The sequence below is a fragment of the Herbaspirillum sp. C7C8 genome, from assembly GCF_022627875.1.
Taxonomy (GTDB): Bacteria; Pseudomonadota; Gammaproteobacteria; order Burkholderiales; family Burkholderiaceae_D; genus Herbaspirillum.
In genome coordinates, this window is the sequence record NZ_JABXGG010000024.1 from 1 (window position 1) to 24,436 (window position 24,436).

Annotated in this window: 26 protein-coding genes and 1 pseudogene; 5 read left to right on the forward strand and 22 right to left on the reverse strand. The window is 62.7% G+C overall.

Going from position 1 to position 24,436, the window contains the following annotated elements; translation table 11 throughout:
- The 3 genes and pseudogenes from HWE01_RS20735 to HWE01_RS20745 all read right to left on the reverse strand — a co-directional run.
- A pseudogene (locus HWE01_RS20735) lies at nucleotides 1-95 on the reverse strand (branched-chain amino acid ABC transporter permease); the annotation flags it as partial.
- Nucleotides 96-709: 614 nt separating this feature from the next.
- Nucleotides 710-1,678, reverse strand: a complete 969-nt coding sequence (gene ispH / locus HWE01_RS20740) for a 4-hydroxy-3-methylbut-2-enyl diphosphate reductase (RefSeq protein ID WP_241822749.1) — start codon at nucleotides 1,676-1,678, stop codon at nucleotides 710-712.
- Between the two features lie 59 nt (nucleotides 1,679-1,737).
- The gene (locus HWE01_RS20745; RefSeq protein WP_241822750.1) at nucleotides 1,738-2,193 is read right to left on the reverse strand and encodes an FKBP-type peptidyl-prolyl cis-trans isomerase; all 456 of its coding nucleotides are present in this window, start codon (nucleotides 2,191-2,193) and stop codon (nucleotides 1,738-1,740) included.
- Nucleotides 2,194-2,433: 240 nt separating this feature from the next.
- On the opposite strand from HWE01_RS20745, the gene radC reads away from it, so the two are divergent.
- From radC to rpmG, 3 genes are all read left to right on the forward strand, one after another.
- Complete coding sequence (gene radC / locus HWE01_RS20750; RefSeq protein WP_008326427.1) at nucleotides 2,434-3,114, forward strand: RadC family protein; 681 nt, start codon at nucleotides 2,434-2,436, stop codon at nucleotides 3,112-3,114.
- Between the two features lie 206 nt (nucleotides 3,115-3,320).
- Nucleotides 3,321-3,557, forward strand: a complete 237-nt coding sequence (gene rpmB, locus HWE01_RS20755) for a 50S ribosomal protein L28 (protein WP_006463730.1) — start codon at nucleotides 3,321-3,323, stop codon at nucleotides 3,555-3,557.
- A gap of 24 nt (nucleotides 3,558-3,581) precedes the next feature.
- Nucleotides 3,582-3,749 carry a 50S ribosomal protein L33 gene (gene rpmG / locus HWE01_RS20760; protein WP_006463731.1) on the forward strand — a complete coding sequence of 56 codons (168 nt, stop codon included), beginning with the start codon at nucleotides 3,582-3,584 and terminating at the stop codon, nucleotides 3,747-3,749.
- Nucleotides 3,750-4,039: 290 nt separating this feature from the next.
- Here the strand turns inward: rpmG and HWE01_RS20765 are convergent, their stop codons facing one another.
- The 16 genes from HWE01_RS20765 to HWE01_RS20840 form a co-directional block, all read right to left on the reverse strand.
- The gene (locus tag HWE01_RS20765) at nucleotides 4,040-5,236 is read right to left on the reverse strand and encodes a DesA family fatty acid desaturase (protein WP_008326424.1); all 1,197 of its coding nucleotides are present in this window, start codon (nucleotides 5,234-5,236) and stop codon (nucleotides 4,040-4,042) included.
- An 82-nt stretch (nucleotides 5,237-5,318) separates the two neighbouring features.
- Nucleotides 5,319-6,677 carry a mechanosensitive ion channel family protein gene (locus HWE01_RS20770; protein ID WP_241822751.1) on the reverse strand — a complete coding sequence of 453 codons (1,359 nt, stop codon included), beginning with the start codon at nucleotides 6,675-6,677 and terminating at the stop codon, nucleotides 5,319-5,321.
- 39 nt (nucleotides 6,678-6,716) lie between these two features.
- Nucleotides 6,717-7,292 (reverse strand): phospholipase D family nuclease, encoded by a 576-nt coding sequence (locus HWE01_RS20775; protein ID WP_241822752.1) that lies wholly within the window; start codon nucleotides 7,290-7,292, stop codon nucleotides 6,717-6,719.
- Nucleotides 7,289-8,551: an RsmB/NOP family class I SAM-dependent RNA methyltransferase gene (locus HWE01_RS20780; RefSeq protein ID WP_008326420.1), complete on the reverse strand. Its 1,263-nt coding sequence runs from the start codon at nucleotides 8,549-8,551 to the stop codon at nucleotides 7,289-7,291. The genes HWE01_RS20775 and HWE01_RS20780 overlap by 4 nt, the downstream gene beginning before the upstream one ends.
- Before the next feature lie 63 nt (nucleotides 8,552-8,614).
- The gene (gene purN / locus HWE01_RS20785) at nucleotides 8,615-9,226 is read right to left on the reverse strand and encodes a phosphoribosylglycinamide formyltransferase (protein ID WP_008326418.1); all 612 of its coding nucleotides are present in this window, start codon (nucleotides 9,224-9,226) and stop codon (nucleotides 8,615-8,617) included.
- A gap of 100 nt (nucleotides 9,227-9,326) precedes the next feature.
- Nucleotides 9,327-9,833: a barstar family protein gene (locus tag HWE01_RS20790; RefSeq protein WP_502798461.1), complete on the reverse strand. Its 507-nt coding sequence runs from the start codon at nucleotides 9,831-9,833 to the stop codon at nucleotides 9,327-9,329.
- Between the two features lie 33 nt (nucleotides 9,834-9,866).
- On the reverse strand, nucleotides 9,867-10,262 hold the full coding sequence (locus tag HWE01_RS20795) for a guanyl-specific ribonuclease (RefSeq protein WP_034349949.1): 396 nt from the start codon (nucleotides 10,260-10,262) through the stop codon (nucleotides 9,867-9,869).
- 125 nt (nucleotides 10,263-10,387) lie between these two features.
- Nucleotides 10,388-11,593 (reverse strand): patatin-like phospholipase family protein, encoded by a 1,206-nt coding sequence (locus HWE01_RS20800; protein WP_034349863.1) that lies wholly within the window; start codon nucleotides 11,591-11,593, stop codon nucleotides 10,388-10,390.
- A 60-nt stretch (nucleotides 11,594-11,653) separates the two neighbouring features.
- On the reverse strand, nucleotides 11,654-12,412 hold the full coding sequence (locus tag HWE01_RS20805; protein ID WP_241822753.1) for an SDR family NAD(P)-dependent oxidoreductase: 759 nt from the start codon (nucleotides 12,410-12,412) through the stop codon (nucleotides 11,654-11,656).
- 226 nt (nucleotides 12,413-12,638) lie between these two features.
- On the reverse strand, nucleotides 12,639-14,678 hold the full coding sequence (locus HWE01_RS20810) for a sodium-translocating pyrophosphatase (protein WP_008326405.1): 2,040 nt from the start codon (nucleotides 14,676-14,678) through the stop codon (nucleotides 12,639-12,641).
- A gap of 275 nt (nucleotides 14,679-14,953) precedes the next feature.
- The gene (adk, locus tag HWE01_RS20815; RefSeq protein ID WP_008326404.1) at nucleotides 14,954-15,610 is read right to left on the reverse strand and encodes an adenylate kinase; all 657 of its coding nucleotides are present in this window, start codon (nucleotides 15,608-15,610) and stop codon (nucleotides 14,954-14,956) included.
- 280 nt (nucleotides 15,611-15,890) lie between these two features.
- A complete protein-coding gene (kdsB, locus tag HWE01_RS20820) occupies nucleotides 15,891-16,706 on the reverse strand; it encodes a 3-deoxy-manno-octulosonate cytidylyltransferase (RefSeq protein ID WP_241822754.1) in 816 nt (271 codons plus the stop codon).
- A gap of 55 nt (nucleotides 16,707-16,761) precedes the next feature.
- On the reverse strand, nucleotides 16,762-16,941 hold the full coding sequence (locus HWE01_RS20825; protein ID WP_034349859.1) for a Trm112 family protein: 180 nt from the start codon (nucleotides 16,939-16,941) through the stop codon (nucleotides 16,762-16,764).
- Nucleotides 16,922-17,950, reverse strand: coding sequence for a tetraacyldisaccharide 4'-kinase (gene lpxK / locus HWE01_RS20830; RefSeq protein ID WP_241822755.1), 1,029 nt, complete (start codon nucleotides 17,948-17,950; stop codon nucleotides 16,922-16,924). Before lpxK ends, HWE01_RS20825 begins: the two co-directional genes overlap by 20 nt.
- Before the next feature lie 113 nt (nucleotides 17,951-18,063).
- A complete protein-coding gene (locus HWE01_RS20835) occupies nucleotides 18,064-18,492 on the reverse strand; it encodes an ExbD/TolR family protein (protein WP_175344667.1) in 429 nt (142 codons plus the stop codon).
- A 21-nt stretch (nucleotides 18,493-18,513) separates the two neighbouring features.
- Complete coding sequence (locus tag HWE01_RS20840) at nucleotides 18,514-19,119, reverse strand: MotA/TolQ/ExbB proton channel family protein (RefSeq protein WP_008326395.1); 606 nt, start codon at nucleotides 19,117-19,119, stop codon at nucleotides 18,514-18,516.
- A gap of 173 nt (nucleotides 19,120-19,292) precedes the next feature.
- On the opposite strand from HWE01_RS20840, the gene xseA reads away from it, so the two are divergent.
- Complete coding sequence (xseA, locus tag HWE01_RS20845; RefSeq protein ID WP_241822756.1) at nucleotides 19,293-20,699, forward strand: exodeoxyribonuclease VII large subunit; 1,407 nt, start codon at nucleotides 19,293-19,295, stop codon at nucleotides 20,697-20,699.
- Between the two features lie 337 nt (nucleotides 20,700-21,036).
- Complete coding sequence (gene sodB / locus HWE01_RS20850) at nucleotides 21,037-21,615, forward strand: superoxide dismutase [Fe] (protein WP_175344665.1); 579 nt, start codon at nucleotides 21,037-21,039, stop codon at nucleotides 21,613-21,615.
- Nucleotides 21,616-21,689: 74 nt separating this feature from the next.
- On the opposite strand, the gene HWE01_RS20855 is transcribed toward sodB, so the two are convergent.
- From HWE01_RS20855 to HWE01_RS20865, 3 genes are read right to left on the reverse strand one after another with little or no spacing between them, the layout of a single operon-like run.
- Nucleotides 21,690-22,982: an NAD(P)/FAD-dependent oxidoreductase gene (locus HWE01_RS20855; RefSeq protein ID WP_241822757.1), complete on the reverse strand. Its 1,293-nt coding sequence runs from the start codon at nucleotides 22,980-22,982 to the stop codon at nucleotides 21,690-21,692.
- A gap of 16 nt (nucleotides 22,983-22,998) precedes the next feature.
- Nucleotides 22,999-23,727 (reverse strand): amino acid ABC transporter ATP-binding protein, encoded by a 729-nt coding sequence (locus tag HWE01_RS20860; protein WP_241822758.1) that lies wholly within the window; start codon nucleotides 23,725-23,727, stop codon nucleotides 22,999-23,001.
- Nucleotides 23,724-24,380, reverse strand: coding sequence for an amino acid ABC transporter permease (locus tag HWE01_RS20865; RefSeq protein WP_241822759.1), 657 nt, complete (start codon nucleotides 24,378-24,380; stop codon nucleotides 23,724-23,726). The genes HWE01_RS20860 and HWE01_RS20865 overlap by 4 nt, the downstream gene beginning before the upstream one ends.
- Between the last annotated feature and the right edge of the window lie 56 nt (nucleotides 24,381-24,436).

The following is a 24,436-nucleotide window of genomic DNA, read 5'->3' on the forward strand; positions in this document are numbered from 1 at the left end:
AGCACCCCGTACACCATGGTGTAGCCCAGGGCGATCAGTGCGTACATGCTGCCTAGCACCAATCCGTTGATGATCTGCTGGAGGAAAATGTCCATGAATAACTCTTCGATCTAAATGGAAACAAGAAAAACACGTGGGTCTGCACCAAAGCGGACGCCGCGCGAAAGCATGTCGATTAGCAAAATCCGTTCCCGGCACTCGGGATCGCGTTATCACTCTTCATAAAAAGGGCAAATGCGTTCCACGCAAGCAGGCTTGCTGGCAGGGTCCGGAATCAGGAAATCAGCTGCTGTTGCCGCCGCAGCGGCGGGAGCAGAAAGCGGGGCGCCGACTGGGCGGACGCCCGGGAGGTCTTCGCCGGAAGCACCGGAGGGTGCCGGTGGGCAGATGCTGCTGCATATGAATGTCTCCCGTCTCTGGTTGACGCCGCGTTCGCGGCGCCCTGCCCTCTTTGGTGAGGGCTAGCGCTCGGCCGCCTTTTGGGCGGTCCGTCGATAATGGTGCGGAATTATACGCAGAAGATTCCAACAATCGAGCACAAACAATCGCCTGTTACAGAAGAAAGTGCGGTAAGACCAATGAATCGTCGGTGACTTCACAACACCTGTCGCGGAAATGAAGAAGGCCTGCATCAGCAGGCCTCTTTGCGCAAACGGCTGGTCGGTTTTTTGTCCGAACCTTCACATGTCCTCACATACTCCCGAGGGGCTCATGCGGATTCGGCAGACGGTGTGCGGGCCCCCAGGCCCTTGGGCAGGGGGAAGGTGACGTTTTCTTCAATACCGTCCAGGACGCGCACACTGCGCGCACCGATTTCCTTGATACGGTCGATCACGGCCTGCACCAGCACCTCAGGGGCAGAGGCGCCTGCGGTCACGCCGATGCGCTGGCGGCCAACCACCCATTGCGGGTCGATCAGGGCGGCATTGTCGACCATGAAGGCCGGGACGCCCTTCTTCTCGGCCAGCTCGCGCAGACGGTTGGAGTTGGAGCTGTTGGGGCTGCCCACCACGATCACCACCTCCACCTGCGGCGCCATGAACTTGACGGCTTCCTGGCGATTGGTGGTGGCATAGCAGATGTCGCCCTTCTTGGGCTCGGCGATGGCCGGGAAGCGCGCGCGCAGGGCCGCAATGATGTCGGCGGTATCATCCACCGACAGCGTGGTCTGGGAGACATAGGCCAGCAGTTCGGGATCAGCGACCTGCAGGCGCTGTACGTCTTCCACCGTTTCCACCAGGTGCATGCCGGCCTCGGTCTGGCCCATGGTGCCTTCGACCTCGGGGTGACCGGCGTGGCCGATCATGATGATCTCGCGCCCTTCGCGGCGCATCTTGGCCACTTCCATATGTACCTTGGTGACCAGCGGGCAGGTGGCATCGAATACCGTCAGGCCACGCTCGGCCGCCTCCGCCTGGATCGCCTTGGACACGCCATGGGCCGAGAAGATGACGGTGTTGCCGGCCGGCACATCGGCCAGCTCCTCGATGAAGACCGCACCCTTGGCCCGCAGATCATTGACCACGTAGGCGTTGTGCACGATTTCATGGCGCACGTAGATGGGCGCGCCGAACTGCGCCAGCGCACGTTCGACGATCTCGATGGCGCGATCCACGCCCGCACAGAAACCCCGGGGCTGGGCCAGCAGGATTTCAGCGTCGGCTTGTTCCATGGTCATGGTGATTCCCTTGATTCTTCAAAATATTGCGAGGACCGCATCGCCAAATGACGAGGCGATTACAGGATTCCTATGATTTTTACTTCGAACTTCAGCGTTTGCCCAGCCAGCGGATGATTGAAGTCGAAAATTGCGCCATCATCATCGATCGCTCGCAGGATGCCAGCGAAGCGGCCGCCACCGGGGGCGGCGAAGTCGACCAGGTCACCGACGCGATAGTCCTCATCCATGGACGAGTTTTCTTCCAGGGTGGCGCGCGAGATGCGCTGGATCAGCTCTTCACTGCGCTCGCCAAAAGCCTGGGCCGGTGTCAGTTCAAAGGTCTGGTGCGTACCTTCGGGCAAGCCCAGCAGGCAGGCTTCGAGGAAGGGCGCCAGCTGGCCCTGACCGAACTGCAGGGTCGCCGGGTTCTCGTTGAAGGTGCTGACGATGTCTTCACCGTCCAGCGAAGCCAGGCGGTAATGCAGGGTGAGGTAGGCGCTTTCGGTGACGACGGGGACGGTTGAGCTGGACATGACGGGAATCGGGAAGGTGCACAGGAACCCGCTATTGTAAGCCACGTTGAGCCGATACGCCGCTGGCAGCTTCATCCGGGCGCGCTGCCAGTTGCTGCATCCGGGACTTCCTTGCGGCGGCGCAAGCCGACTGCGGCAATGCTGCAATGCTGCTATGCGGCGTTTGCTGTGGGCGCTGACTGCAGGGGCTGCCGCGTTCTTCCGTCTCACGTGCAATCTGAATGAAAGGAGATTCACCTCATGACCATGTCCCTCATCGATTGGCCCAAGCAGCAGCGGCCCCGTGAACGCCTGCTGGAGCTGGGCCCGGCCGCCCTGTCGGATGCGGAACTGCTGGCGATCTTCCTGCGCGTGGGAACGCCCGGCAAGAGCGTCATGCAGCTGGCCATGGAACTGTTGCAACGTTTCGGCTCGCTGGAGAAACTATGCAGCGCAGTTCAGCGCGAGCCCAGTCTGGGCAGCGGCCTCGGCCCGGCCAAATGCGCCCAGTTGTCGGCTTCCCTGGAGTTGGCCAAGCGCGCCATCCACGGCGACCTCAAGCAGGCTTCGGCCCTCAATTCAACCCGCGTCGTAGGCGAATACCTGAAACTGACCTTCTTCGGCAAGGAACATGAATGTTTCGTCGCGCTCTTCCTGAACATGCGCAACCACCTGCTGGGCACGGAAGAACTGTTCAGAGGGACGCTGAACCATACGACCGTCTATCCCCGCGAAGTGATCAAGATGGCGCTGCGTTACAACGCCGCTTCGGTCATCGTGGCCCACAATCACCCGTCGGGCGACCCCCGCCCCAGTGACGCCGACCTGAGCCTGACCAGGACCCTCAAGAAAGCCCTGGAGGTCATCGACGTCGAGTTGCTGGACCATATCGTGGTGGCCGGGACACGCCTGTACTCCTTCGCCGATCACGGCAAGGTGTGAATCCGGAACCGGGAAATCGGCCGCAAACCCTTGCCTGTACTGGGATTGCGTCACTGACGGGAAGACTGGAAAGACAATGTTTCTTAAATTGTTAAATCCACTTGACGCATCAAGACACAATTGTTTTTCGCAAGTCATTGAAAAAGCAGAGTTTTTTCCATATACTCTCGTTTTTCCCAAATTCGGAAATTTTTAAGGAGTCTCACATGGCACGTGTCTGCCAAGTCACCGGGAAGGGGCCGATGGTCGGCAACAACGTTTCCCATGCAAACAACAAGACCAAGCGTCGTTTTCTGCCCAACCTGCAGAACCGCCGCATTTTCGTCGAATCCGAGAACCGCTGGGTTTCGCTGCGTTTGTCCAACGCCGGCCTGCGCGTGATCGACAAGATCGGCATCGATGCCGTTCTGGCCGATCTGCGTGCTCGTGGCGAAAAAGTCTAATTAGCAGAGTAAAGGAAATCTATCATGGCGAAATCCGGCCGCGACAAAATCAAACTGGAGTCGACCGCAGGTACTGGTCACTTCTACACCACCACCAAGAACAAGCGTACTACGCCCGAAAAGATCAGCATCATGAAGTTCGATCCCAAGGCACGCAAGCACGTGGAATACAAGGAAACCAAGATCAAGTAATTGATCCCGGTTTCACTGTCAAAAAACCCGCAGAGTTCTCTGCGGGTTTTTTATTGCCCGCCGCGCCGTCGCCATCGATCCGCGGGACCTGGCCACAGCAGCTCAGCGCCAGGAGCGCCCTGTCGACGGGGCTGACGGCTTTGCTCCCCTCTCGCGATTTTTGACACGAACCTTCACCTCCGCACAGACAGCAGTCAAAAAAAAACCCCGCAGATTGCTCTGCGGGGTTTTCCTGGTCTTTTCCTTCATATCCGGCTTTTACCCCGGAGGAATTGTCCGGCCTTGGCGGATCAGGCGTAGCTGCGCAGGCGCAGGGCGAAGTCACGCAAGGCCTTCACACCGGATGCCTCGGCGCGGGTGCACCAGTCCTGCAGTTGCTGCAGCAGTTGTTCGCGCGTGGAGTGCGAACGTTCCCAGATGGCGCTGAGCTCGATGCGCATCTCGTGCATGGTCTGCAGAGCCTTGCTGTGGGCGAACAGTTCCGACAATTGCTGCTTCTGGCCGTCTTCCAGACGGGCAGGTTCACGTTGCAGCAGCTTCTTGGAGGATTTCAGGAAGCGCGATTCCAGCTTGGCCTTCTCGATCAGGTGATCGAGCTCGTCCTTCCAGGCAGTCTTGAGCGAACGCGCATACTTGGCGGTCACGTCATAGCGGTTGGCGATCACGGACTGCAGGGTATCGAAGTCGATCACCGACTTCTGGCTGTCGAACTTGGGGACGGGAGCCACCTTCTTGACCTTGGCCAGGCCGACGGTCTCCAGGATGCGGATATACATCCAGCCGATGTCGAATTCATACCACTTGGCCGAGAACTTGGCCGAGGTGCCGAAGGTGTGGTGATTATTGTGCATTTCCTCGCCGCCGATGATGATGCCGATCGGGAACAGGTTGGTGGCCGCGTCATTGCAATCGTAGTTGCGATAGCCCCAGAAGTGACCCAGGCCATTGACCACGCCGGCCGCCCAGAACGGGATCCAGGCCATCTGCACGGCCCACACGGTCAGGCCGATGGCGCCAAAGAGCAGCACGTCGATGATCAGCATGATGCCCACACCCTGCCAGCCGTACTTGCTGTAGATGTTGTGTTCCAGCCAGTCGTCCGGGGTGCCGTGACCGAACTTCTCCATGGTCTCGGCATTCTTGGATTCACTGCGGTACAGCTCGGCACCCTGCCACATCACCTTGTTGATGCCGCGCGTCTGCGGGCTGTGCGGGTCTTCCTCGGTCTCGCACTTGGCGTGGTGCTTGCGGTGGATGGCGGCCCATTCCTTGGTCACCATGCCGGTGGTCATCCACAGCCACAGACGGAAGAAGTGGCTGGGGATCGCGTGCAGTTCGAGCGCGCGATGCGCCTGGCAACGATGCAGGTAGAGAGTCACGCCCACGATGGTGATGTGCGTCATCACCAGGGTGTATATGACAATCTGCCAACCGGTCGCGTGCAGCAGGCCGTTGGCAACAAAGTCGAGGATCGCATCAAGGGTCATCAGTACAACTCCAAATAGAAAACAACTATCGGACTACAAAACAGGATTATTACTTGTTCCGTGAAAATGGTTTTATTTTCTTTTAATTGCCGGGCATTGTACGCGAATTCTGCGGCCCTGGGCCATCAGGAATTTCCTGGCGCGTACTTTGGCGGAAGCTGCGCTCATCCATGATGCGAATATCGCGCTTGGGATGCGCCACCTGGATGCCGTGTTGCTTGAAAGCAGCCCAGATGGCCCGGTTGACGTCGGAGATCACATTGAGCCGGCCATTTTCCGGGTCGGTGATCCAGAATCCCAGCTCCAGGTCCAGCCCGTCGGCACCGATCTTGACCAGCAAGGCTTGCGGGGCGGTCTGCTGGGACACCCGCTGCACGCCAAGTGCGGCCTGTTCCATGATGGACAAGACCGTTTCCACATCGTCCTGGTACAGAATTGTAAGCTGTGTAGCCAAACGTACAATGCGATGGGTCAAGGAATAGTTTTGTACCGGATTGGAGACAAAGAGTTCATTGGGCAACACCGATTCGATCCCGTCCAGCCCTTCCAGGATGGTATAGCGGGTATTGATCTGGGTGACCTTGCCGAAATATTTATCCACGGCAACCATGTCGCCGATGACCATGCTGCGCTCCAGCAGGATGACGAAACCGGAAACATAGCTGCTGGCAATCTTCTGCAGGCCCAGACCGATACCGACGCCCAGCGCGCCGCCGAAGACCGACAGCACCGTCAGGTCGATCCCCACCAGCGAGAGGCTGACCAGGAAGGCCACCAGGATCAGCAAGGCCCGCATCATGCGCGCCACCACCGTGCGCAGCGAGGAGTGCATGCCGCTGAACTTCATGAGGCGGTTTTCCACCACCGTCCCTATCCACAGGGCAATGATGAGCGTGACCAGCACCGACGCCGCGCCTTGCAACATCGTCAACAGTGAGACCTTGTGACGCGCCAGCGGCAAGGTCGTGCTGTCCAGGTAATCGACGAAATCGGGCCACAGGCCGGTAATCCAGAGCACCACGCACAGCCAGACCAGCAGCGCGATGACTTTTTCCGACAGGTGCAACAAGGCACCGATGGTCGCATCCTTGACGAAAATGCCACGCAACACGTAGAACACGAAACGCATCGCCACCTGGGCGATGGTCAGGGGGAACATGATTTCCCACAGCGTGACGGCATGGTGGCCGCGCTTCAAGATGGCATACGCCGCCGCCAGCAGGCCCAGGGCCAGCAGCGGCGAGAGCACGCGGGCAAAACTCTTGACGCCGATCTGCATCACCAGCGACTGCTCCTGGCCATCGGCCGGCAGCACGAAGCGCGCACGCAGCCAGCGCGACAGACCAATGCCACCCAGCAGCGAGAGCGCGATCACGACCAGCTGGCGCAGCAGGTCGACGGTACTGATATCGGTGAAGAGAGAAAAGAAATGATCGGTCATGGCTGGCCGGGTGGGCAGATCGAGTCGAAGCGGGCCGGATCAGGGCGCGGCCTGGGCATCCTGGCGATGACGCTGCCAGTTGCTGGCGTAGCGGGCGGCCAGCGGCGGGTTCTTGCCGAGGATGAGGACATTCTCGGCGTTCTTGTGCTGGGCTGACCAGGTAAAGTTGTAGCTGCCCGTGATCACGGTGGCGGTCGGCAAGGCGGCATCGATGATGATGACCTTGTTGTGGGCGTTGCGGTAAGCGGTTTCCAGCCACACCGGAATCCCGGCGGAGCGCAACTGGCGCAGGCGGTCCTCGGAGTTCCTGTCGAGCTGGCCGGCATCCATCAGGACGCGCACATCAACACCGCGCTTGCGGGCAGCGACCAGGGCATCGGTGATGGGACGACTGGTCAGCAGATAGGCCTGCATCAGAATCTGGCGATGTGCGGCTTGAAGCTGGCCGACGATCAGAGCTTCGATATCATCCCAGGGCGCAAAGGCGGACTGGATCGTCCCCTGGACCGCCATGACCGCTGGCGGCGGCAGCGCTTCCCGGGCCTGCAGGCCGGGCACGGCAGCTACCGCCAGCAGGCCGACGGCCAGACAAGGCATCCAGACCCGGCGCATCATGATGCGGCGCGGCGCTCCAGGACGGCAGCGAAGAAACCGTCCGTCTGATGCTGATGCGGCAGCAGCTTCAGGAAGTCGCCGGTATCCAGCGCAATCTTCTGCTCGGCCAGCACTTCGCTCATCGGACGCAGCGTAAAGTCGGGATGCGAAGCCAGGAAGTCGGCGATCACTTCATCGTTTTCCTCTTCCAGGAAGCTGCAGGTGCCGTACACCAGGCGTCCGCCCGGACGCACCAGGCGCGCGGCGCTGGCCAGGATCGAGCCTTGCTTGGCACGCATTTCGGTGAGCGTCTCCACGCTCTGGCGCCACTTCATGTCGGGATTGCGGCGCAGGGTGCCCAGGCCGCTGCAGGGCGCATCGACCAGCACGCGATCGAGCTTGCCGGCCAGGCGCTTGACCTTGGCGTCGTTCTCGTGGGCGATCACCACCGGATGCACGTTGGACAGGCCACTGCGCGCCAGGCGCGGTTTGAGCTTGGCCAGGCGCTTTTCGGACACGTCGAAGGCATACAGGCGGCCGGTATTGCGCATCAGTGCGCCCAGTGCCAGGGTCTTGCCACCGGCGCCGGCGCAGAAATCGACCACCATCTCGCCGCGCTTGGCACCGACGATCTGGGCCAGCAACTGGCTGCCTTCATCCTGCACTTCGATGGCGCCATCCTTGAACAGCGGCAGGTTCTGCAGGGCCGGCTTCTTGAACACGCGCAGGCCCAGCGGGGAATACGGGGTCGGCTCGCAGGCCACCGGGGCCTTGGCCAGTTCGGCCATGACCGTGTCACGGTCGGCCTTGAGGGCGTTGACGCGCAGGTCCAGCGGTGCCGGACGGTTCATGGCATCGGCCAGTTGCAGGGTGGCTTCCTCGCCCATGCGGGCGACCAGCTTTTCCCACAGCCAGGGCGGCAGGTTGCTGCGCATCTGGGGCGCCAGCTGGGTGCGGTCGATCTGGGCGACGCGCTCAAGCCACTCGGCTTCGCCTTCCTGCAAACCGGCAATGGATTCGGCGCCGACTGCATCGGCAAGGCCCAGCAGGGCCAGGCGGCGCATCATGGGGCCGCTGCCGGATTCGGCGAAGTTGGTCAGCACCGTCTTGTTGCGCAGCAGGCCGTAGACCGCTTCGGCGATCACGCCGCGCTCGCGGCTGCCCAGGCGCGGATTGTCACGGAAGTAGCGCGACAAGGTGACGTCGGCCGGGCCGGTAAAGCGCAGCACTTCACGCAGCAGTTCTTCGGTATGGGGGATGATCGCGGGAGGCAATCTCATGCTAGGTCCTTCATGTTCAATTCAAGATAAGAGGGTGCGCGGCGGCGTTGGCTCGTTTGCGCTTCAGGCGTCGGCGGCCAGCCGCACGCGGGCGCCGTCCAGCGCCAGGCGGCCTTGCACGAACCAGCGCACGGCGCGCGGATAGATCACATGTTCCTGTTCCAGGACACGCTCGGCCAGGGTCTCCTCACTGTCCTCTTCCAGCACCGGCACGGCGGCCTGGGCCACGATGGGACCGTGGTCGAGGTCGGGCGTGACGAAGTGCACGGTAGCCCCATGCAGCTTCACCCCGGCGGCCAGCGCCTGGCGGTGCGTCGCCAGGCCCGGGAAACTGGGCAACAGTGACGGGTGGATATTGAGCATGCGGCCCTGGTAATGGTTGACGAACGGTGCCGTCAGGATCCGCATGAAGCCGGCCAGCACCACCAGGTCCGGCGCGAACGCATCGATCTGCTCGCGCAGGGCGGCATCGAACTGGTCGCGCGTGGAATAGTCGCGGTTGGCCACGACGGCGGTCGCAATGCCGTGGCGGGCGGCAAATTCAAGCCCGCTGGCGTCGGCGCGGTTGCTGATGACAGCGGCGATTCTGGCAGGCCACCGCTCGGCCTGTGCAGCACGGACGATGGCTTCCATATTGCTGCCTCGTCCGGAAATCAGGATGACAATGCTTCTCATGGTGTGCGCATTGTACCTGCTGGCGGCCTCTCCGCCGCCGGTTTTCACGATGTGAAAGGTCCGGCGTGGCGTAAAAGGTTTATCAAAATGTGAAGAAAATTTACTGGAAGGAATAGAACACGCGGAACGGCACCTTCTTTTCGGCCCAGTAATCGGCCGCATCGCGGAAGACATCGAGCAAGGTCTCGCGCGCTTCCTTGTCGAATTTCTGGGTGTTGGGCAGTTGCTCCAGCACCACGACGAACCCGATCTGCTTGCCGGCCTTGTGGGTGAGGTCGGTCAGGCAGTCATGCAGGGCATCGAAGTTCTTGCCGAAGTGCCGGGGAAACTGGAAGGCGGTGGCGATGGTGGTCAGCACCTGCTGCTTGGTCACGGCCTCGGCGCAATAGGCATAGAGAAAATGCTGCTGCAGGTCGGCGGCCTCCTGCTGCAGCTCGGTCACGCGGAAGGCGCGAATCGACTGCACGATGTTGGGCGGCACCGTTTTGAACAAACTCATTTTCCCTTCAGTATCCATAAGCGGGGCAGTGTGGCTATCGTAGTTGTCGTAATTGTCTGGAGGGTGATGGCTGACCTGGCGGAACTGCCGTGGCGCTGGTTGCAGCAGGACCTGCGAGCCCTGCCCTGCTCCCGCACAAGATCAATCGCGTATGCGGCGGAAGGTCTTGTAATGGTCACTGGTGTAATAGTATTCGCCCGAAGTGGCCGGTTCTCCCCCGCTGACGATGCGACGGGCGCCGCGATTGCGGGCGCGCGGCGTCTTGACCGTGTATTCGCGATAATACCCGCGCTTTTGCCTGGGCAAAACCCCTTCATAGTTGCCGAAGACCGCGCCATCCTTTTCATACGGGAAAGGGCCGCCCTGACGGATCAGGGCCATGGTCTGCTGGGCTTCGCGCGGCAGCTGGTCGAGGTTGACCTCGGGCAAATTGCCCGGTACCGGCCCCTTGGCATGGACCGGCGCTGCCAGCATCAGCGCCGTCAGAAGAACCAGCCAGTAGCGGGCGAAGAAGGAAGAAATGAAGCGGGCTCGCATTTGCATCGTCTGCATTTATTCTGTTAATTGCAATTTTGTCAATTAATGGCAACAGCACTCGGTAGATTAACCCGTTGCTTTCGGCTAGGCAACCACGGCAGGCGAGGAACTTGACCGGCAGCAAATCAGGCAGAGGCTTGGAGCAGTTGAGCGGTATCCGGTTCAAAAAAGGCCAATACCTCCTCACGCTTGGCGTAGGTATCGCTTTGGCCCAGGGCGATCAGCTCGCGCGTGAAGCTTTGTTCAAACAGCAGGTAGGAGGCCAGCGCCGAGCCGCGGACCTCGGTGGCGCCGATGCCACCCAGCATGGTGCGGATCGGGCGCGGCAGGCTGCCGACATGGCGGCTGGCGATGCTGTCGATGCGCTGCGAGGGCGAGATCACCAGGGTGCGGATGGGTTTCAAGGGCGTATGGCGGCGCTGCTCATCGTTCAGAACCGACAAGGTCTGGTTGACCCGGTTGATACGTTCGATGTCGGCGGAGAGGCCATCGAGGAAGATGCCCGACATCGCGTGCCCCGCCACCTGCGCCAGGCTGGGGTAGTGCGGGGTATGGGTGGGCGCCTGTTCGCCCTTCTCGCCCATGCGTCCGGCCCCGATGATGAGGACCTTGGTGGCGCCCAGGTGGATGGCCGGGGAAATCGGCGCAATCTGGCGCATCGAGCCATCGCCGCAATACTCGCAACGCCCGTCGATGTACACCGGAATGGCCGGAAAGATGAAGGGAATGGCTGAAGAGGCCAGCAGATGATCGATACCGATCTGGTCGCGCATGGCCAGGCGCTGGGTGCGGCGCCAGGGTTCGATCTCTTGCGCACATTGATAGAAGGTGATGTGCTGGCCGCTGGTGTAGGACGAGGCGGTCACTGCCAGCGCATGCAGCTGGCCTTCGGCCAGCGCGGCATCGAGTCGCGGCAGGTCCAGCAGACGGTGCAGCATGCTCACCAGCGGGGTATTGTCCAGCAGGGAATTGGGCGGGTTGGCGCGCCATTTGCGCAGCAGCCACCCGAAGGAGAACAGGGACAGCCAGCGCGCGCCCGAGCGGATCACGCCCAGCGAATCGGCGCGGTACACCTGCTCCACCTGAAAATTGCTCCATACCGCCATCAGCTCGCGCACGGCTTCGCCGAAATCGTCAGCCCGGCAGGCCAGTGCGGTGCCGTTGATGGCGCCGGCCGAGGTACCGCAGATGATGGGAAAGGGATTGCTGTGCACCGGCCAGCCGGCTTCGAGCAGGATCATCGAGAGGGCGTTGAGCACACCCACCTGGTAAGCTGCCCGCGCGCCGCCGCCGGTCAGGATCAAGCCTGTTTTGTGTTCCATGGTCTCCATGAGGGGAGCTTATCAGCAGGCCCCTCATCGTGGACAAGAGAATTGGCAGGCAAATGCCGTCTATTTGGGCTGCATGCGGATGGCGCCATCCAGACGGATGGTCTCGCCGTTCAACATCACGTTCTCGATGATGGTCCTGGCCAGCTGCGCGTACTCGCTGGCCCGGCCCAGGCGCGGCGGGAAGGGTACGGCCTGGCCCAGCGAATCGCGCACTTCCTGCGGCATGGCCAGCATCATGGGGGTCTCGAAGATGCCGGGGGCGATGGTCATGACGCGAATGCCGCTGCGTGAAAGATCGCGCGCCATCGGCAGGGTCATGGCGACGATGGCCCCTTTGGAAGCCGAATAGGCGGTCTGCCCGATCTGCCCGTCGTAGGCGGCCACTGACGCGGTATGAATGATGATGCCGCGCTCGCCCTCTTCCTGCGGCTCCATTTTGGCCATCGCATCGGCGGCCCAGCGCGCCATGTTGAAGCTGCCGACCAGGTTGATGTTGAGCGTCTTCATGAACAGCGCCATGCTGTGCGGCCCGCTCTTGCCGACCAGCTTCTCGGCCGGCGCAATACCGGCGCAATTGACCAGTCCGCGTACCGTCCCCAGTTCCTGCGCGGCCCGCACCACAGCCTGCGCATCGTCTTCAGAACTGACATCGCAGCGCACGAAGACGCCATCCAGTTCCGCGGCCAGCGCGCTGCCGGCCTGCTCGTTGAGATCGGCCAGCACCGGCTTGCCACCGGCTGCCGCAATCATGCGGGCGGTGGCCGCGCCCAGGCCGGACGCGGCGCCAGTGACAATGAAAACATTTCCTTCGATACGCATGGAGTCTCCTGTTTTTTTCTCTGCGCACAGCCAGGCGGATGGCCGGGCTGACGAGCCAATGATGATGGGATACATCAGGGGGCATTATTTGACGAATCGGCCGACCTGGCAATGCAGACCATCGCTTCGTGGTGCCGGGATTATGCGCAGGTCGCCGCACGGGAGACTATCCGTGCGGCGACAATCATGGGAAGCGTCAGATTGCGTCAGATTGCGCCAGATTGAATCAGGAGACCGTCGGCAGCAGCGGCACCAGCAGCAGCGCCACGATGTTGATGATCTTGATGAGTGGATTGACCGCTGGTCCGGCCGTGTCCTTGTAGGGATCGCCCACGGTATCGCCGGTGACGGCCGCCTTGTGCGCATCGGAGCCCTTGCCGCCGTGGTGGCCGTCCTCGATGTATTTCTTGGCGTTATCCCAGGCGCCACCGCCGGTGGTCATGGAGATGGCCACGAAGAGCCCGGTCACGATGGTCCCCATCAACAGCCCGCCCAGCGCCGACGGCCCCAACAGCAGCCCCACGAGAATGGGCACGATCACCGGTAGCAGCGAGGGCAGGATCATCTCGCGGATGGCCGAAGAGGTCAGCATGTCCACTGCGCGGTCATACTCGGGACGCCCGCTGCCATCCATGATGCCGGCAATGTCGCGGAACTGGCGCCGCACCTCCACCACCACGGCCCCCGCCGCGCGCCCCACCGCTTCCATGGCCATGGCGCCGAACAGATAAGGAATGAGCCCACCGATGAACAGGCCAATGATGACGGCAGGGCTGGAGAGATCGAAGCTGGCCGTCTTGCCGACCGACTCCAGCGCATGCGTGTAATCGGCAAAGAGCACCAGCGCCGCCAGTCCCGCCGAACCGATGGCATAGCCCTTGGTGACGGCCTTGGTGGTATTGCCCACGGCATCGAGCGGGTCGGTGATGGCCCGTACCGAATCGGGCAAGCCGGACATCTCGGCGATACCACCAGCGTTGTCGGTAATGGGGCCGTAAGCATCCAGCGCCACCACGATACCGGCCATGGAGAGCATGGCGGTGGCCGCAATGGCAATCCCGTACAAGCCCGCCAGCCAGTAGGAGGCCAGGATCGCCGCGCACACCGCCAGCACCGGGTAGGCCGTGGATTTCATCGACACGCCCAGTCCGGCAATGATGTTGGTGCCATGCCCGGTGGTGGAAGCCTGGGCGATATGACGCACCGGCTTGAAGTCGGTGCCGGTGTAGTACTCGGTGATGTAGACCATGAGACCGGTCAGCACGATGCCCACCACGGCCGCGCCCATGAGCGGCAGCCGCAGTTCGGGCGGCAGCAGCAGCCAGGTGACCACAGCAAAACCGACCAGCGACAGACCAGCTGACCACCACAATCCGGTATAGAGCGCCGACATGATCTTCTTGCCCGGCTGCGCCTTGACCATCGCGCAGCCGACGATGGAGGCAAGGATGGAGACCCCGCCCAGCGCCAGCGGATAGAGCACCGCCAGCGTCTCCAGTCCCTTCAACATGAGGCTGCCCAGGAGCATGGTCGCCACCAGCGTAACCACGTAGGTCTCGAACAGGTCGGCGGCCATGCCGGCGCAATCGCCCACGTTATCCCCGACGTTGTCGGCGATGACAGCCGGGTTGCGCGGGTCATCCTCGGGAATGCCGGCCTCGACCTTGCCGACCAGGTCGGCGCCTACATCGGCGCCCTTGGTGAAGATGCCGCCACCCAGGCGCGCGAAGATCGAAATGAGCGAGGCTCCGAAGGCAAGCCCGATCAGCGGCTGGATGGCATCATGCAGGCTGGCTGCGCGGCCCTGTCCATGGACGTACAAGACCCAGAAGAACAGCGACACTCCTAGCAATCCCAGCCCCACCACCAGCATCCCGGTGATGGCGCCACCCCGAAAGGCCACGCCCAGCGCCTCGTTCATCCCGCGCGTGGCAGCCTGGGCAGTGCGCACGTTGGCGCGTACCGAGACATTCATGCCGATGAAGCCGCAGGCGCCGGAGAGCACCGCTCCCAGCAGGAAGCCGATGGCGGTGAGCCAACCCAAACCCGGAATGAGTGCAATGACGATCAGCAGCACCACCCCGACCATGGCGATGGTGCGATACTGCCGCGCCAGATAGGCCGCAGCACCCTGCTGGATGGCCAGGGCGATTTCCTGCATGCGGGGATTGCCGGGATCCTGCTTGAGAATCCAGCTCCGTGAAACCAGGCCATAGATCACCGCGACCAAGCCGCAGGCAATGGCAAACCACAGGGCAAGTGCCATCTTCGTCTCCTTTGTTATCACGACTCATCAACAATCACGAACATCGGCTGCGCCGTCCGGGTTCTGCTGTTCCGGTTCGTCACGGTCGATACTGCGCCTGCAAATTGCGTCGCCCTTTTTATTGGACTTGTTCTGTCTTGCCGGGCCGCCGGTGCAACGTCCTCGGGCGGGCGTCACTACCGGTGATCGGTTTATTTACTTAGTTTTTGCGTACTGCCGTGCTGACTGCATCAACAGCAACAGCATAAAAAAAGCGGACCGAAGTCCGCTTCACTTTACTCCGCCAGGGCGGCAAATGCACGATCCCTGATTTCTTCCACCGGACCGACGCCGGCGATCTTGCGATACTTGGGTGCGCCCGGCTGGCCCGACTTGGCCCAGTCACCGTAATAGCCTACCAGTACTTCGGTCTGTTCGTGATACACGGCCAGACGCTTCTTGACGGTTTCTTCCTTGTCGTCGTCGCGCTGGATCAGCGCTTCGCCGGTCAGGTCATCCTTGCCCTCGACCTTGGGCGGGTTGAACTTGACGTGATAGGTGCGGCCCGAACCCGGGTGCACGCGGCGGCCGCTCATGCGTTCGACGATGGCGCTGTCGGGCACGTCGATTTCCAGCACGTAGTCGATGGCCACGCCGGCTTCCTTCATGGCGTCGGCCTGGCGCGTGGTGCGCGGGAAGCCGTCGAACAGATAGCCATTGGCGCAGTCAGCCTGCTGCAGGCGATCCTTGACCAGGCCAATGATGATGTCATCGGAAACCAGACCGCCCGCATCCATCACCTTCTTGGCCGCGATGCCAAGTTCGGTACCCGCCGCCACGGCCGCGCGCAGCATGTCGCCGGTGGAGATTTGCGGAATGTTGAATTTTTCCTTGATAAAAGTGGCTTGCGTGCCTTTACCGGCACCAGGCGCTCCTAAAAGGATGAGGCGCATGTCGTTTCCTAAATTGAGGGTTTCTGAAATATGAATGCTTGAATTCTTTTGCGACGTGATGGCAGAGGATCGCTACCATCTGGACGGTTATGCAGCTTGTTTGCGCGCCGTTTTGCATCAGCTCCGGGACGAAACTTACCACAAAATCTTACCGAACCATGACAAACGCCTGATTTTTAAGCAGTCTCCGGGCTCTGATTGTGTCGTGTCAGCTTGACACGGAACTTACAGCAGGCCGATCCGCCCGGCCTTGCGCCGGATCATGCCTGCCGCGCCAACATCACAGGGCGGAGATGGTCTGCACCAGCGCACTGTCGGGCGGCAGCTCGAAATGCTTGCGCACGCGCAACAGATCCTCGGGCGTATCGACGCCGGCTTCCGGCACCAGCGAGGTCACGTGGACCGCGATGGCATGGCCGTGCCAGAGCACGCGCAACTGTTCCAGCGCCTCGATGCGTTCCAGCGGGGCCGGGGCCAGCGTCGGGTAGAGCTGCAGGAAGCGGTTGCTGTAGGCATACAGGCCGATATGGCGCAGCGGCACGTATTCATTGGCGTGATCGGGGCCGCTGGCGTCGGGCAGCGTGTCACGTGACTTGGCGAAGGCGTCGCGATGCCAGGGAATGGTGGCCCGCGAGAAATACATGGCGCAGCCTTCCTTGTTCAACACCACCTTGACCACGTTGGGATTGAAGGCATCCTCGGCGGTCTCGATGGCGTGCGCGGCCGTGGCCATGGGCACGCCAGCCTTGATGTGGGCGGCGGTGGCGGCGATCAGGCCGGGATCGATCAGCGGCTCGTCGCCCTGCACATTGACCACCACTTCATCCTCACCCAGGCCCAGCGCGGCGGCCACTTCGGCGATGCGGTCGGTGCCGGAAGGGTGATCGGCGCGGGTCATGGCCACGGCGATGCTATGCTGCTCGCAGGCGGCGTGGATGTCGTGATGGTCGGTGGCCACGATGATGCGGGCCGCCCCCGAGAGCGCGGCCCGCTCGGCCACGCGCACGATCATGGGCTTGCCGCCGAGGTCGGCCAGGGGCTTGTTGGGCAGGCGCGTGGAAGCCAGGCGCGCCGGGATGATGACGGTGAAGGTCATGGAATCAACCGCAGCAGGAAGGCAGAAATCGGGAATCAAGAGACAGGCGCCGGACTCAGGCTGCCGGGGCAGCCGCCAGTTCACGCGCTTCGTCGGCCCACATGATGGGGATGCCATCACGGATGGGGTAAGCCAGCTTGTCTGCCTTGCAGATCAGTTCCTGGGCTTTCTTGTCATAGTCCAACGGGCCCTTGCAGAGGGGGCAAACCAGGATATCAAGCAGTCGGGCATTCACGGAGTTTCTCCACTATGTGTTCAGCCAGCGCGCCGTCGATGCGCGCCGAGACAGGCACGACCCAGATGCGCGGGTCGTTTCGGATGGCCTCAATAGCCCTGCATTTTACTGCATCCTTTTCCGTGATCAGGATGACATCGGCCGCAAGGCCGGCAAAGGGATTGCTGGCAAAGTCAAAATGGTCAGGCAAGGGATGGCGCGCAAAGGACAAACCCGCGCCCTGCAGGGTAGCGAAAAAACGCTCCGGATTGCCGATTCCCGCCACCGCCGCCAGCCGCAGACCACCCTCGCCCATCCGGGCCAGCGGCCTGTGCGCAGCGGGGGGCGCCAGCTGCACGGCCTGGTCCGCCTGCAGCCGCATGGCGTACAAGCCCGCGGGCGCCACCCCCTGCACACCCACGTTGAGCACCGAAAAATCGCGTCGGCGCGAGGCCGGCTCGCGCAACGGCCCGGCCGGCAGCAGCCAGCCATTGCCCACGCCGCGCGCGTCCGAGAGCACGATCTCGATGTCGCGCGCCAGGGCGTAGTGCTGCAGGCCATCATCGGAAATGATCACATCAACTTCCGGATGCCGCGCCAGCAAGGCTCGCCCGGCCTGGACGCGACGCCGTCCCACCACCAGCGGCACGGCCGTGCGCTGAACCATCAGCAAAGGCTCGTCACCCACCTCGGCCGCCGCCGCATCGGCCATGACCTCCTGCACCTGTTCGGCACCGCCGCCATAGCCACGTGAAATCACACCAGGATGGCGACCGGCAGCACGCAAGGCTTCGATGAGCCAGATCGCAAACGGGGTCTTGCCAGTGCCACCGACGAACACGTTGCCTACCACGATCACCGGCACCGGCAGCCGCTCTGCGCGCTTGATGCCGAGCGCAAAGAGCGCACGGCGCAGCGCCGCCAGCGTGCCGAAGAGCAGCGACAGCGGCCACAGCAGGCAGGCCAGCAGACCGCGACCTTGCCAGGCACGGGTCAGGATGGCTTCGGCGGAGGGCCTGGATTCGGCCATTTTCTTGTTCCAGTGAATAAAAAAAACGAGGGCCAGGCGGGGCCTGGCCGGGGCGCCATCGCTTTTGGATGACGTGAAGCCATTTGTAAATTTTCAGCAAGACCTGCTGCGCACTACTTGCTGCTCGACTGCGCCGCGAAGGTCACCTTGGGATACCCCGCCATGCGCGCGGCCTCCAGCACGTTGATCACGGTCTGGTGCGTCGCCAGTGCATCGGCATTGATGATGATGACCGGATCGACCTTGCTGCCACTGGCCTTGACCGCCGCCTGCATCTCCTCCGACAGGCCCTGTGCATCGCGCGCGGCGATGCGCTTGTTGTTGACCGCGTAGCGGCCATTGGCGTCGACTGCGATGTTGATCTCGAAGGGCTGTTCCAGCGCCTTCTGTGCATCGGCCGTAGGCAGCGTGATCTGCAGCGCGGTGAACTTGCTGTAGGTGGTGGTGACCATCAGGAAGATCACGATCACCAGCAGCACATCGATGAAGGGGATCAGATTGATCTCCAGGTCTTCGCGGGGACGTCCCTTGCGGAAGTTCATGCGGTTCTCCAGCCTGCGCAATCAGCGGCGCACGTCGTGGACGATGTCCACGAACTTGACCGCCTGCTGCTCCATGTCCACCACGAAGCCGTCGACCTGCGCGCGGAAATGGCGATAGAACACCAGCGCCGGCATGGCAATGGCCAGCCCGAACCCGGTGTTGTAGAGCGCAATGGAAATGCCATGCGCCAGCTGCGCCGGATTGGTCCCGACGGCGTTCTGCGAGGCGAAGATCTCGATCATCCCGACCACCGTACCGAACAGGCCCATCAGCGGCGCCAGCGAGGCGATCGTGCCCAGTGTGGTGAGGAAGCGTTCCAGCCGATGCGCGGCGGCCTGGCCGGCTTCCTCGATGGCTTCCTTCATCACTTCGCGCGGGGCATCGACATTGCGCAGGCCCGCAGCCAGTACCTGGCCCAGCGGGGAATTCTGTTCCAGCTTGTCGATCACGTCCTCATTGACCCGCCCGCTCTGGTAGACCCGGACCACTTCGCCCAGCAGGTCCGGCGGCAGGATGCGGGTGCGGCGCAGGTAGACCAGTCTTTCGATGACCAGCGCCAGGCCGATGATGGAAGCGATCAGCAAGGGCCAGATCGGCCAGCCGGCGGCGAGGATGATGGCGAGCAAAACGTACTCCTAATGAAATGCGGATGAGCGGTGAATCCGGGGCAGGCGGCGACGCTGTCGCGACACAGCCGTTTCTGCGGTGCAGAATGTAGCCGGTTGTGTGCGGCTCGGCAAGCGCAGCCGGCTTGGCTTTACAATGCGGCATTGTATCGCCCCTGGAGTCTCTGCGTCCCATGCCTGCTGACAAGTTGCCGCCCTTCCCCACCGCCCGCCCCCGTTCCGACACCTTGCCGGCGACCGGCGTCACCGAGGGCGGCCCGCCCATGCTCACCGTCTCGGCCCTGAACCAGGCGGTGGCACGCATGCTGGAGCGCAATTTCCCGCTGATCTGGGTCAAGGGCGAGATCTCCAATTTCACCCGCGCCGCCTCCGGCCACTGGTATTTCAACCTCAAGGATGACGGCGCCCAGGTGCGCGCGGTGATGTTCAAAGGACGCGCGCAATACGCCGGCTTCATGCCGCGCGAGGGCGACAAGGTCGAGGTGCGCACGCTGGTGACGCTGTACGCCCCGCGCGGCGATTACCAGCTCAACGTGGAAGCCATCCGTCGCTCGGGGGTCGGCGATCTTTACGCCGCCTTCGTACAGCTCAAGGAAAGGCTGGAACGCGAGGAGCTCTTCGACCGTGAGCGCAAACGCGCCCTGCCGGGCTTCCCGCGTCGCATCGGCATCGTCACCAGCCCCCAGGCGGCAGCCCTGCGCGACGTACTGACCACCCTGCGCCGCCGCGCGCCGCATGTGGAAGTGGTGCTCTACCCCACGCCCGTGCAGGGCGAAGGCGCGGCCCAACGCATCGCCAACGCCATCCAGAGCGCCTCCGAGCGTGGCGAATGCGAAGTCCTGCTGGTCTGCCGGGGCGGGGGCAGCATCGAAGACCTGTGGTCCTTCAATGAAGAGGTGGTGGCGCGAGCCATCGTGGCGGCGCGCATGCCGGTGATTTCCGGCGTGGGGCACGAAACAGATTTCACCATTGCCGACTTCGCCGCCGACCTGCGAGCACCCACTCCCACCGCCGCCGCCGAGCTGGCCGCCACCGCCCGCGCGGATTGGCTGGCCGAGCTGCGCAGCCATGCCAACGACCTGACCCGGGCGCTGCGCAGAAGCCTGACCGAAAAAACGCAGACCGTGGATTGGCTCTCACGCCGCCTGGTCAACCCGGGTGCGTATATACAGCACGAACGCGTCAAGCTGGCCGCGCTGCAAACCCGGCTCGCCCACGCTACGCGCGTGCCGCTGACCCGCATGCGCCATCGCCTGCAGCAACTGGCTACCCATCTGTCGCACCAGATGCCCGACACCGCCCACGCCCGCCGCGACCTGCTGGACCTGACGCGACGGCTGCAAGGAGCCCAGGCCGCCCGGCAGTTGCGCCAGCGGCAGGCGCTGGCGGGCCTGACCACGCAACTCGAACTACTGAATCCGCAACGCACGCTGGAACGAGGCTACGCCATCGTCAGCGATCGCCACGGACGTGTCTTGCACGCCCCGGCCGAGCTGGCCGCACGCAGCGAAGTCACCATCCGCCTGGCTGAAGGCAGCGCCGAGATCGGCATTGCCAGCGTGCAGCCGCGGCTGGATTGAGGTGATCCGGTTGCCCTGCTTGACAGCTGTGGCAGACTTTTTTGGCATAAGCATGTTCCGGTGAAATACAGGCCAGACTGCCGTATTACGCCCGTTGCGGTCGGATGCGGATGTGCAGATGAGCTGGAACGTCTTGCGGGGACTGGCATCTATGAAGTTCCTTGCACCGGCGACCGGCTCCTGCCATTGGGAACCATTCGCATTGCCGCACTGGAGGCCGACGCCCGCCTGACGCGCGCAAGATTTGACCGAGTGCAAAGAATTGTCTTCCGCTTTAGAATCTCAGGTTCGGAAAAGACCCCTTCGTAGCAAACCAACAAGACTGAAAGGATTCATCATGGCACATACCCTTCCGGCACTGCCTTACGATCTGGACGCGCTGGCGCCCACGATTTCCAAGGAAACCCTGGAATATCACTATGGCAAGCACCATCAGACCTATGTGACCAACCTGAACAACCTGATCCCGGGTACCGAATTCGAAAACCTGTCCCTGGAAGAGATCATCAAGAAATCTTCCGGCGGCATCTTCAACAACGCTGCCCAGGTGTGGAACCACACCTTCTACTGGAACGGCCTGACCCCGAAGGGCCAAGGCGCTCCGAGCGGTGCGCTGGCGGACGCCATCAACGCCAAGTGGGGTTCTTTCGACGCCTTCAAGGCCGAGTTCACCAAGCAGGGCCTGGGCAACTTCGGTTCCGGCTGGACCTGGCTGGTCAAGAAGGCTGACGGCACCCTGGACATCGTCAACACCACCGGCGCCGGCACCCCGCTGACCACCGACAGCAAGCCGCTGCTGACCGTGGACGTGTGGGAACACGCCTACTACATCGACTACCGCAATGCACGCGCCAAGTACGTCGAAAACTACTGGGGCATCATCAACTGGGACTTCGTGGCCAAGAACTTCGCTTGATCCACAGGCTTCCGGGCAAGAAAAAACCACGCGCAAGCGTGGTTTTTTTTCGCCTGCGCCACTTGCCGCAAGGTTCAGGAGAAGCGATCCAGCACGCTGTACCAGGCCACACCGGCGGCGATATAGAACCGCTGCAAGCCATGCAGGGGAATCGGCTGGATGGTACTGACGGGGAAGGGAAACAACGTCCCCGCCTGCCCGGTCAGGCGCTGTGCCAGGCAGCGCCCCATGGTACTGGCCATGGCGATGCCACGGCCGTTGTAACCCAGCGCGATGCTCAAGCCGGCAGCCGGCTCATGCACATGCGGCAGGAAGTCGCGCGTGATGGCCACCCGCCCCGACCAGCGGTATTCAAACTCCACCCCGGCCAGTTGCGGAAACAGCAGGGCCACCGAGCGCTCCAGGTGGGCGAAGTCCGCCGGCCCGCACGGTTCACGGAAGGGGCCGCGTCCGCCCATGAGCAGGCGGCCCTGCGCATCGCGCCGGTAATACAGCAGCAAGCGGCGCGAATCCGAGGTCACTTCGCCGCCAGGCAAGATGCTGGCCCCCAGCTCGGGCGGCAGCGGCCGGGTAGCGACGATGAAACTGTTGGCGGCGATCACCGACTGGCGCAGGTGCGGCCACAAGTCATCGGTATAGCCATTCGTGGCCAGAACCACGCGGTCGGCATCGATATGCGGGCCCTGCGCGGCATGCAAGCGCCAGCCGCCCTCACGGCGTTCCAGGCTCGCCACCGGCGTATCACCGTGGATGATCACCCCCAGCCGCTGCGCCGCCTGCGCCAGTCCCCGGCAATATTTCAAGGGATGCAGGCTGCCGGCGCGCTCATCCTTCCATCCTCCGACATAGGCACCGGTACCGATGCGGCGTGTCACTTCGGCGCCATCCATCAGCCGGACCGGCGCGCCCTCGGCCATCCACTGACGCGCACGTGACTCCAGCGCGCGCATCACCTTGGAAGAATGCGTGGGCTGGATCCAGCCGCCACGTTGGGCTTCACAATCGATACCATGACGCCCGATCAGGTCAAACACCGTATCGGCTGCCGAGCCAATCGCCGCAATCAGGGGATCGGCAACCGCACTGCCAAACATCACCCGCAACTGGTCGGGGTCGTACTTGAGGCCGGGGATGACCTGCCCGCCGTTGCGGCCGGATGCGCCCCAGCCCGGGGCATGGGCATCCAGCACGCACACCGACACCCCTGCCTCGGCCAAATGCAGGGCGGTGGATAGCCCCGTGTAGCCGGCGCCGACGATGGCCACGTCATAGCGTGCGCTGGCCTGCAGCGGCGGAGTCTTGAGCGGGTCACCGCCGGTGGCTTCCCATAACGAAGGTGGAAAAGCCGCGTTCAATTGCTGTGTCATGGACCAGGCCTCACTCTCACTTGCCGATCACGCGCCGCAGGAAATCCTGCGTGCGCGCATGCTGTGGTTCAGACAGCACCTGCGCTGCCGCGCCGGACTCGACGATGCTGCCGCTGTGCAGGAAGCACACGCGGTCGGCCACCTCGCGGGCAAACCCCATCTCGTGCGTGACCACGATCATGGTCATGCCATCGGCGGCCAGCGTGCGCATCACTGCAAGCACCTCGCCCACCAGTTCAGGATCCAGCGCCGAGGTGGGCTCGTCGAACAGGATCGCTTCAGGCTGCATGGCCAGCGAGCGGGCAATGGCCACACGCTGCTGCTGGCCACCGGAAAGCTGGGACGGATAGGCATCACAGCGCGACGCCAGCCCGACCTTGTCCAGCAACGCCATGGCCTGCGCCCGCGCCTGTTCGCGCGGCACGCGGTTGACGAATATGGGTCCCTCGGTGACGTTCTCCAGCACGGTGCGATGCGGGAACAGGTTGAAGCGCTGGAACACCATGCCCACGCGGGTACGCAGACGGTGGATGTGGGCGCCATTGCGATCGACACGCTGGCCGTCGATCAGGATATCGCCGCGCTCGTAGGACTCCAGCCCGTTGATACAACGCAGCACGGTCGACTTGCCCGAGCCGGACGGGCCGATCAGGCAAACCACCTCGCCCTCGGCCACCGAGAGCGACACATCCTTGAGCACTTCGTGCTGGCCGAAGCACTTCGAAATACGCTTGACCTCGATCATCGCGCCCTCCCCTTGCCATAACGAATCTCCAGACGCCGGATCAGGAACACCAGCGGCAGCGACAGCATCAGGTACAGGACCGCCACGGTGGTATAGACCGTCATGTTCTGGAAGGTACTGGAGGCAATCATCTGGCCGGCCCGGGTCATCTCCAGCACCGTGATGGTCGACACCAGCGAGGAATCCTTGAGCATCATCACCAGCGTATTGCCATAGGGCGGCAAGGCAATGCGAAAGGCCTGCGGCAGGATCACGCGGCGCATGATCAGCGGGCCGCGCATGCCGATCGATTGCGCTGCCTCGATCTGCCCCACATCCACCGCCTCGATACCGGCGCGGAAATTCTCGGCCTGATAGGCCGAATAGGCGATTCCCAAACCGATCACGCCCGCCTGGAAGGCCGAGAACTGGATACCGATCTCCGGCAGCACGAAGTAGATGTAGAACAGCTGCACGATGATGGGCAGCCCGCGGATGATGTTGATGATGGTGGCGCCGGCCAGCGCTACCGGTTTCAGGCGCGAGACCTTCAACAAGGCCAGTAGCAGTCCGATCAGTGAACTGAGCAGGAAGGAACAGATCGTGACTTCCACGGTGACCAGCGCTCCCTGGAGGACGATGGGCAGGAAGTCCAGCACGGTGTGCAGGAGCATGGGCGCAGACGGACGGTGAGGATGGGAAGAAGCAAGCGGGGCGCCGGTGGAGCGGC

Excerpts from the sequence above, each read along its gene's own strand:
- HWE01_RS20795 (WP_034349949.1), bottom strand. The coding sequence starts at position 10,262 with ATGCGAGCCCGCTTCATTTCTTCCTTCTTCGCCCGCTACTGGCTGGTT.
- HWE01_RS20780 (WP_008326420.1), bottom strand. The coding sequence starts at position 8,551 with ATGAGATTGCCTCCCGCGATCATCCCCCATACCGAAGAACTGCTGCGT.
- rpmG (WP_006463731.1), top strand. The coding sequence starts at position 3,582 with ATGGCGAAATCCGGCCGCGACAAAATCAAACTGGAGTCGACCGCAGGT.
- HWE01_RS20860 (WP_241822758.1), bottom strand. The coding sequence starts at position 23,727 with ATGATCGAGGTCAAGCGTATTTCGAAGTGCTTCGGCCAGCACGAAGTG.
- HWE01_RS20770 (WP_241822751.1), bottom strand. The coding sequence starts at position 6,677 with ATGACCGATCATTTCTTTTCTCTCTTCACCGATATCAGTACCGTCGAC.
- HWE01_RS20805 (WP_241822753.1), bottom strand. The coding sequence starts at position 12,412 with ATGCGTATCGAAGGAAATGTTTTCATTGTCACTGGCGCCGCGTCCGGC.
- purN (WP_008326418.1), bottom strand. The coding sequence starts at position 9,226 with ATGAGAAGCATTGTCATCCTGATTTCCGGACGAGGCAGCAATATGGAA.
- adk (WP_008326404.1), bottom strand. The coding sequence starts at position 15,610 with ATGCGCCTCATCCTTTTAGGAGCGCCTGGTGCCGGTAAAGGCACGCAA.
- radC (WP_008326427.1), top strand. The coding sequence starts at position 2,434 with ATGACCATGTCCCTCATCGATTGGCCCAAGCAGCAGCGGCCCCGTGAA.
- HWE01_RS20835 (WP_175344667.1), bottom strand. The coding sequence starts at position 18,492 with ATGAACTTCCGCAAGGGACGTCCCCGCGAAGACCTGGAGATCAATCTG.
- HWE01_RS20855 (WP_241822757.1), bottom strand. The coding sequence starts at position 22,982 with ATGACACAGCAATTGAACGCGGCTTTTCCACCTTCGTTATGGGAAGCC.
- HWE01_RS20765 (WP_008326424.1), bottom strand. The coding sequence starts at position 5,236 with ATGACCCTTGATGCGATCCTCGACTTTGTTGCCAACGGCCTGCTGCAC.
- xseA (WP_241822756.1), top strand. The coding sequence starts at position 19,293 with ATGCCTGCTGACAAGTTGCCGCCCTTCCCCACCGCCCGCCCCCGTTCC.
- HWE01_RS20810 (WP_008326405.1), bottom strand. The coding sequence starts at position 14,678 with ATGGCACTTGCCCTGTGGTTTGCCATTGCCTGCGGCTTGGTCGCGGTG.
- HWE01_RS20775 (WP_241822752.1), bottom strand. The coding sequence starts at position 7,292 with ATGATGCGCCGGGTCTGGATGCCTTGTCTGGCCGTCGGCCTGCTGGCG.
- rpmB (WP_006463730.1), top strand. The coding sequence starts at position 3,321 with ATGGCACGTGTCTGCCAAGTCACCGGGAAGGGGCCGATGGTCGGCAAC.
- sodB (WP_175344665.1), top strand. The coding sequence starts at position 21,037 with ATGGCACATACCCTTCCGGCACTGCCTTACGATCTGGACGCGCTGGCG.
- HWE01_RS20745 (WP_241822750.1), bottom strand. The coding sequence starts at position 2,193 with ATGTCCAGCTCAACCGTCCCCGTCGTCACCGAAAGCGCCTACCTCACC.
- HWE01_RS20800 (WP_034349863.1), bottom strand. The coding sequence starts at position 11,593 with ATGGAGACCATGGAACACAAAACAGGCTTGATCCTGACCGGCGGCGGC.
- kdsB (WP_241822754.1), bottom strand. The coding sequence starts at position 16,706 with ATGACCTTCACCGTCATCATCCCGGCGCGCCTGGCTTCCACGCGCCTG.
- HWE01_RS20865 (WP_241822759.1), bottom strand. The coding sequence starts at position 24,380 with ATGCTCCTGCACACCGTGCTGGACTTCCTGCCCATCGTCCTCCAGGGA.
- lpxK (WP_241822755.1), bottom strand. The coding sequence starts at position 17,950 with ATGGCCGAATCCAGGCCCTCCGCCGAAGCCATCCTGACCCGTGCCTGG.
- ispH (WP_241822749.1), bottom strand. The coding sequence starts at position 1,678 with ATGACCATGGAACAAGCCGACGCTGAAATCCTGCTGGCCCAGCCCCGG.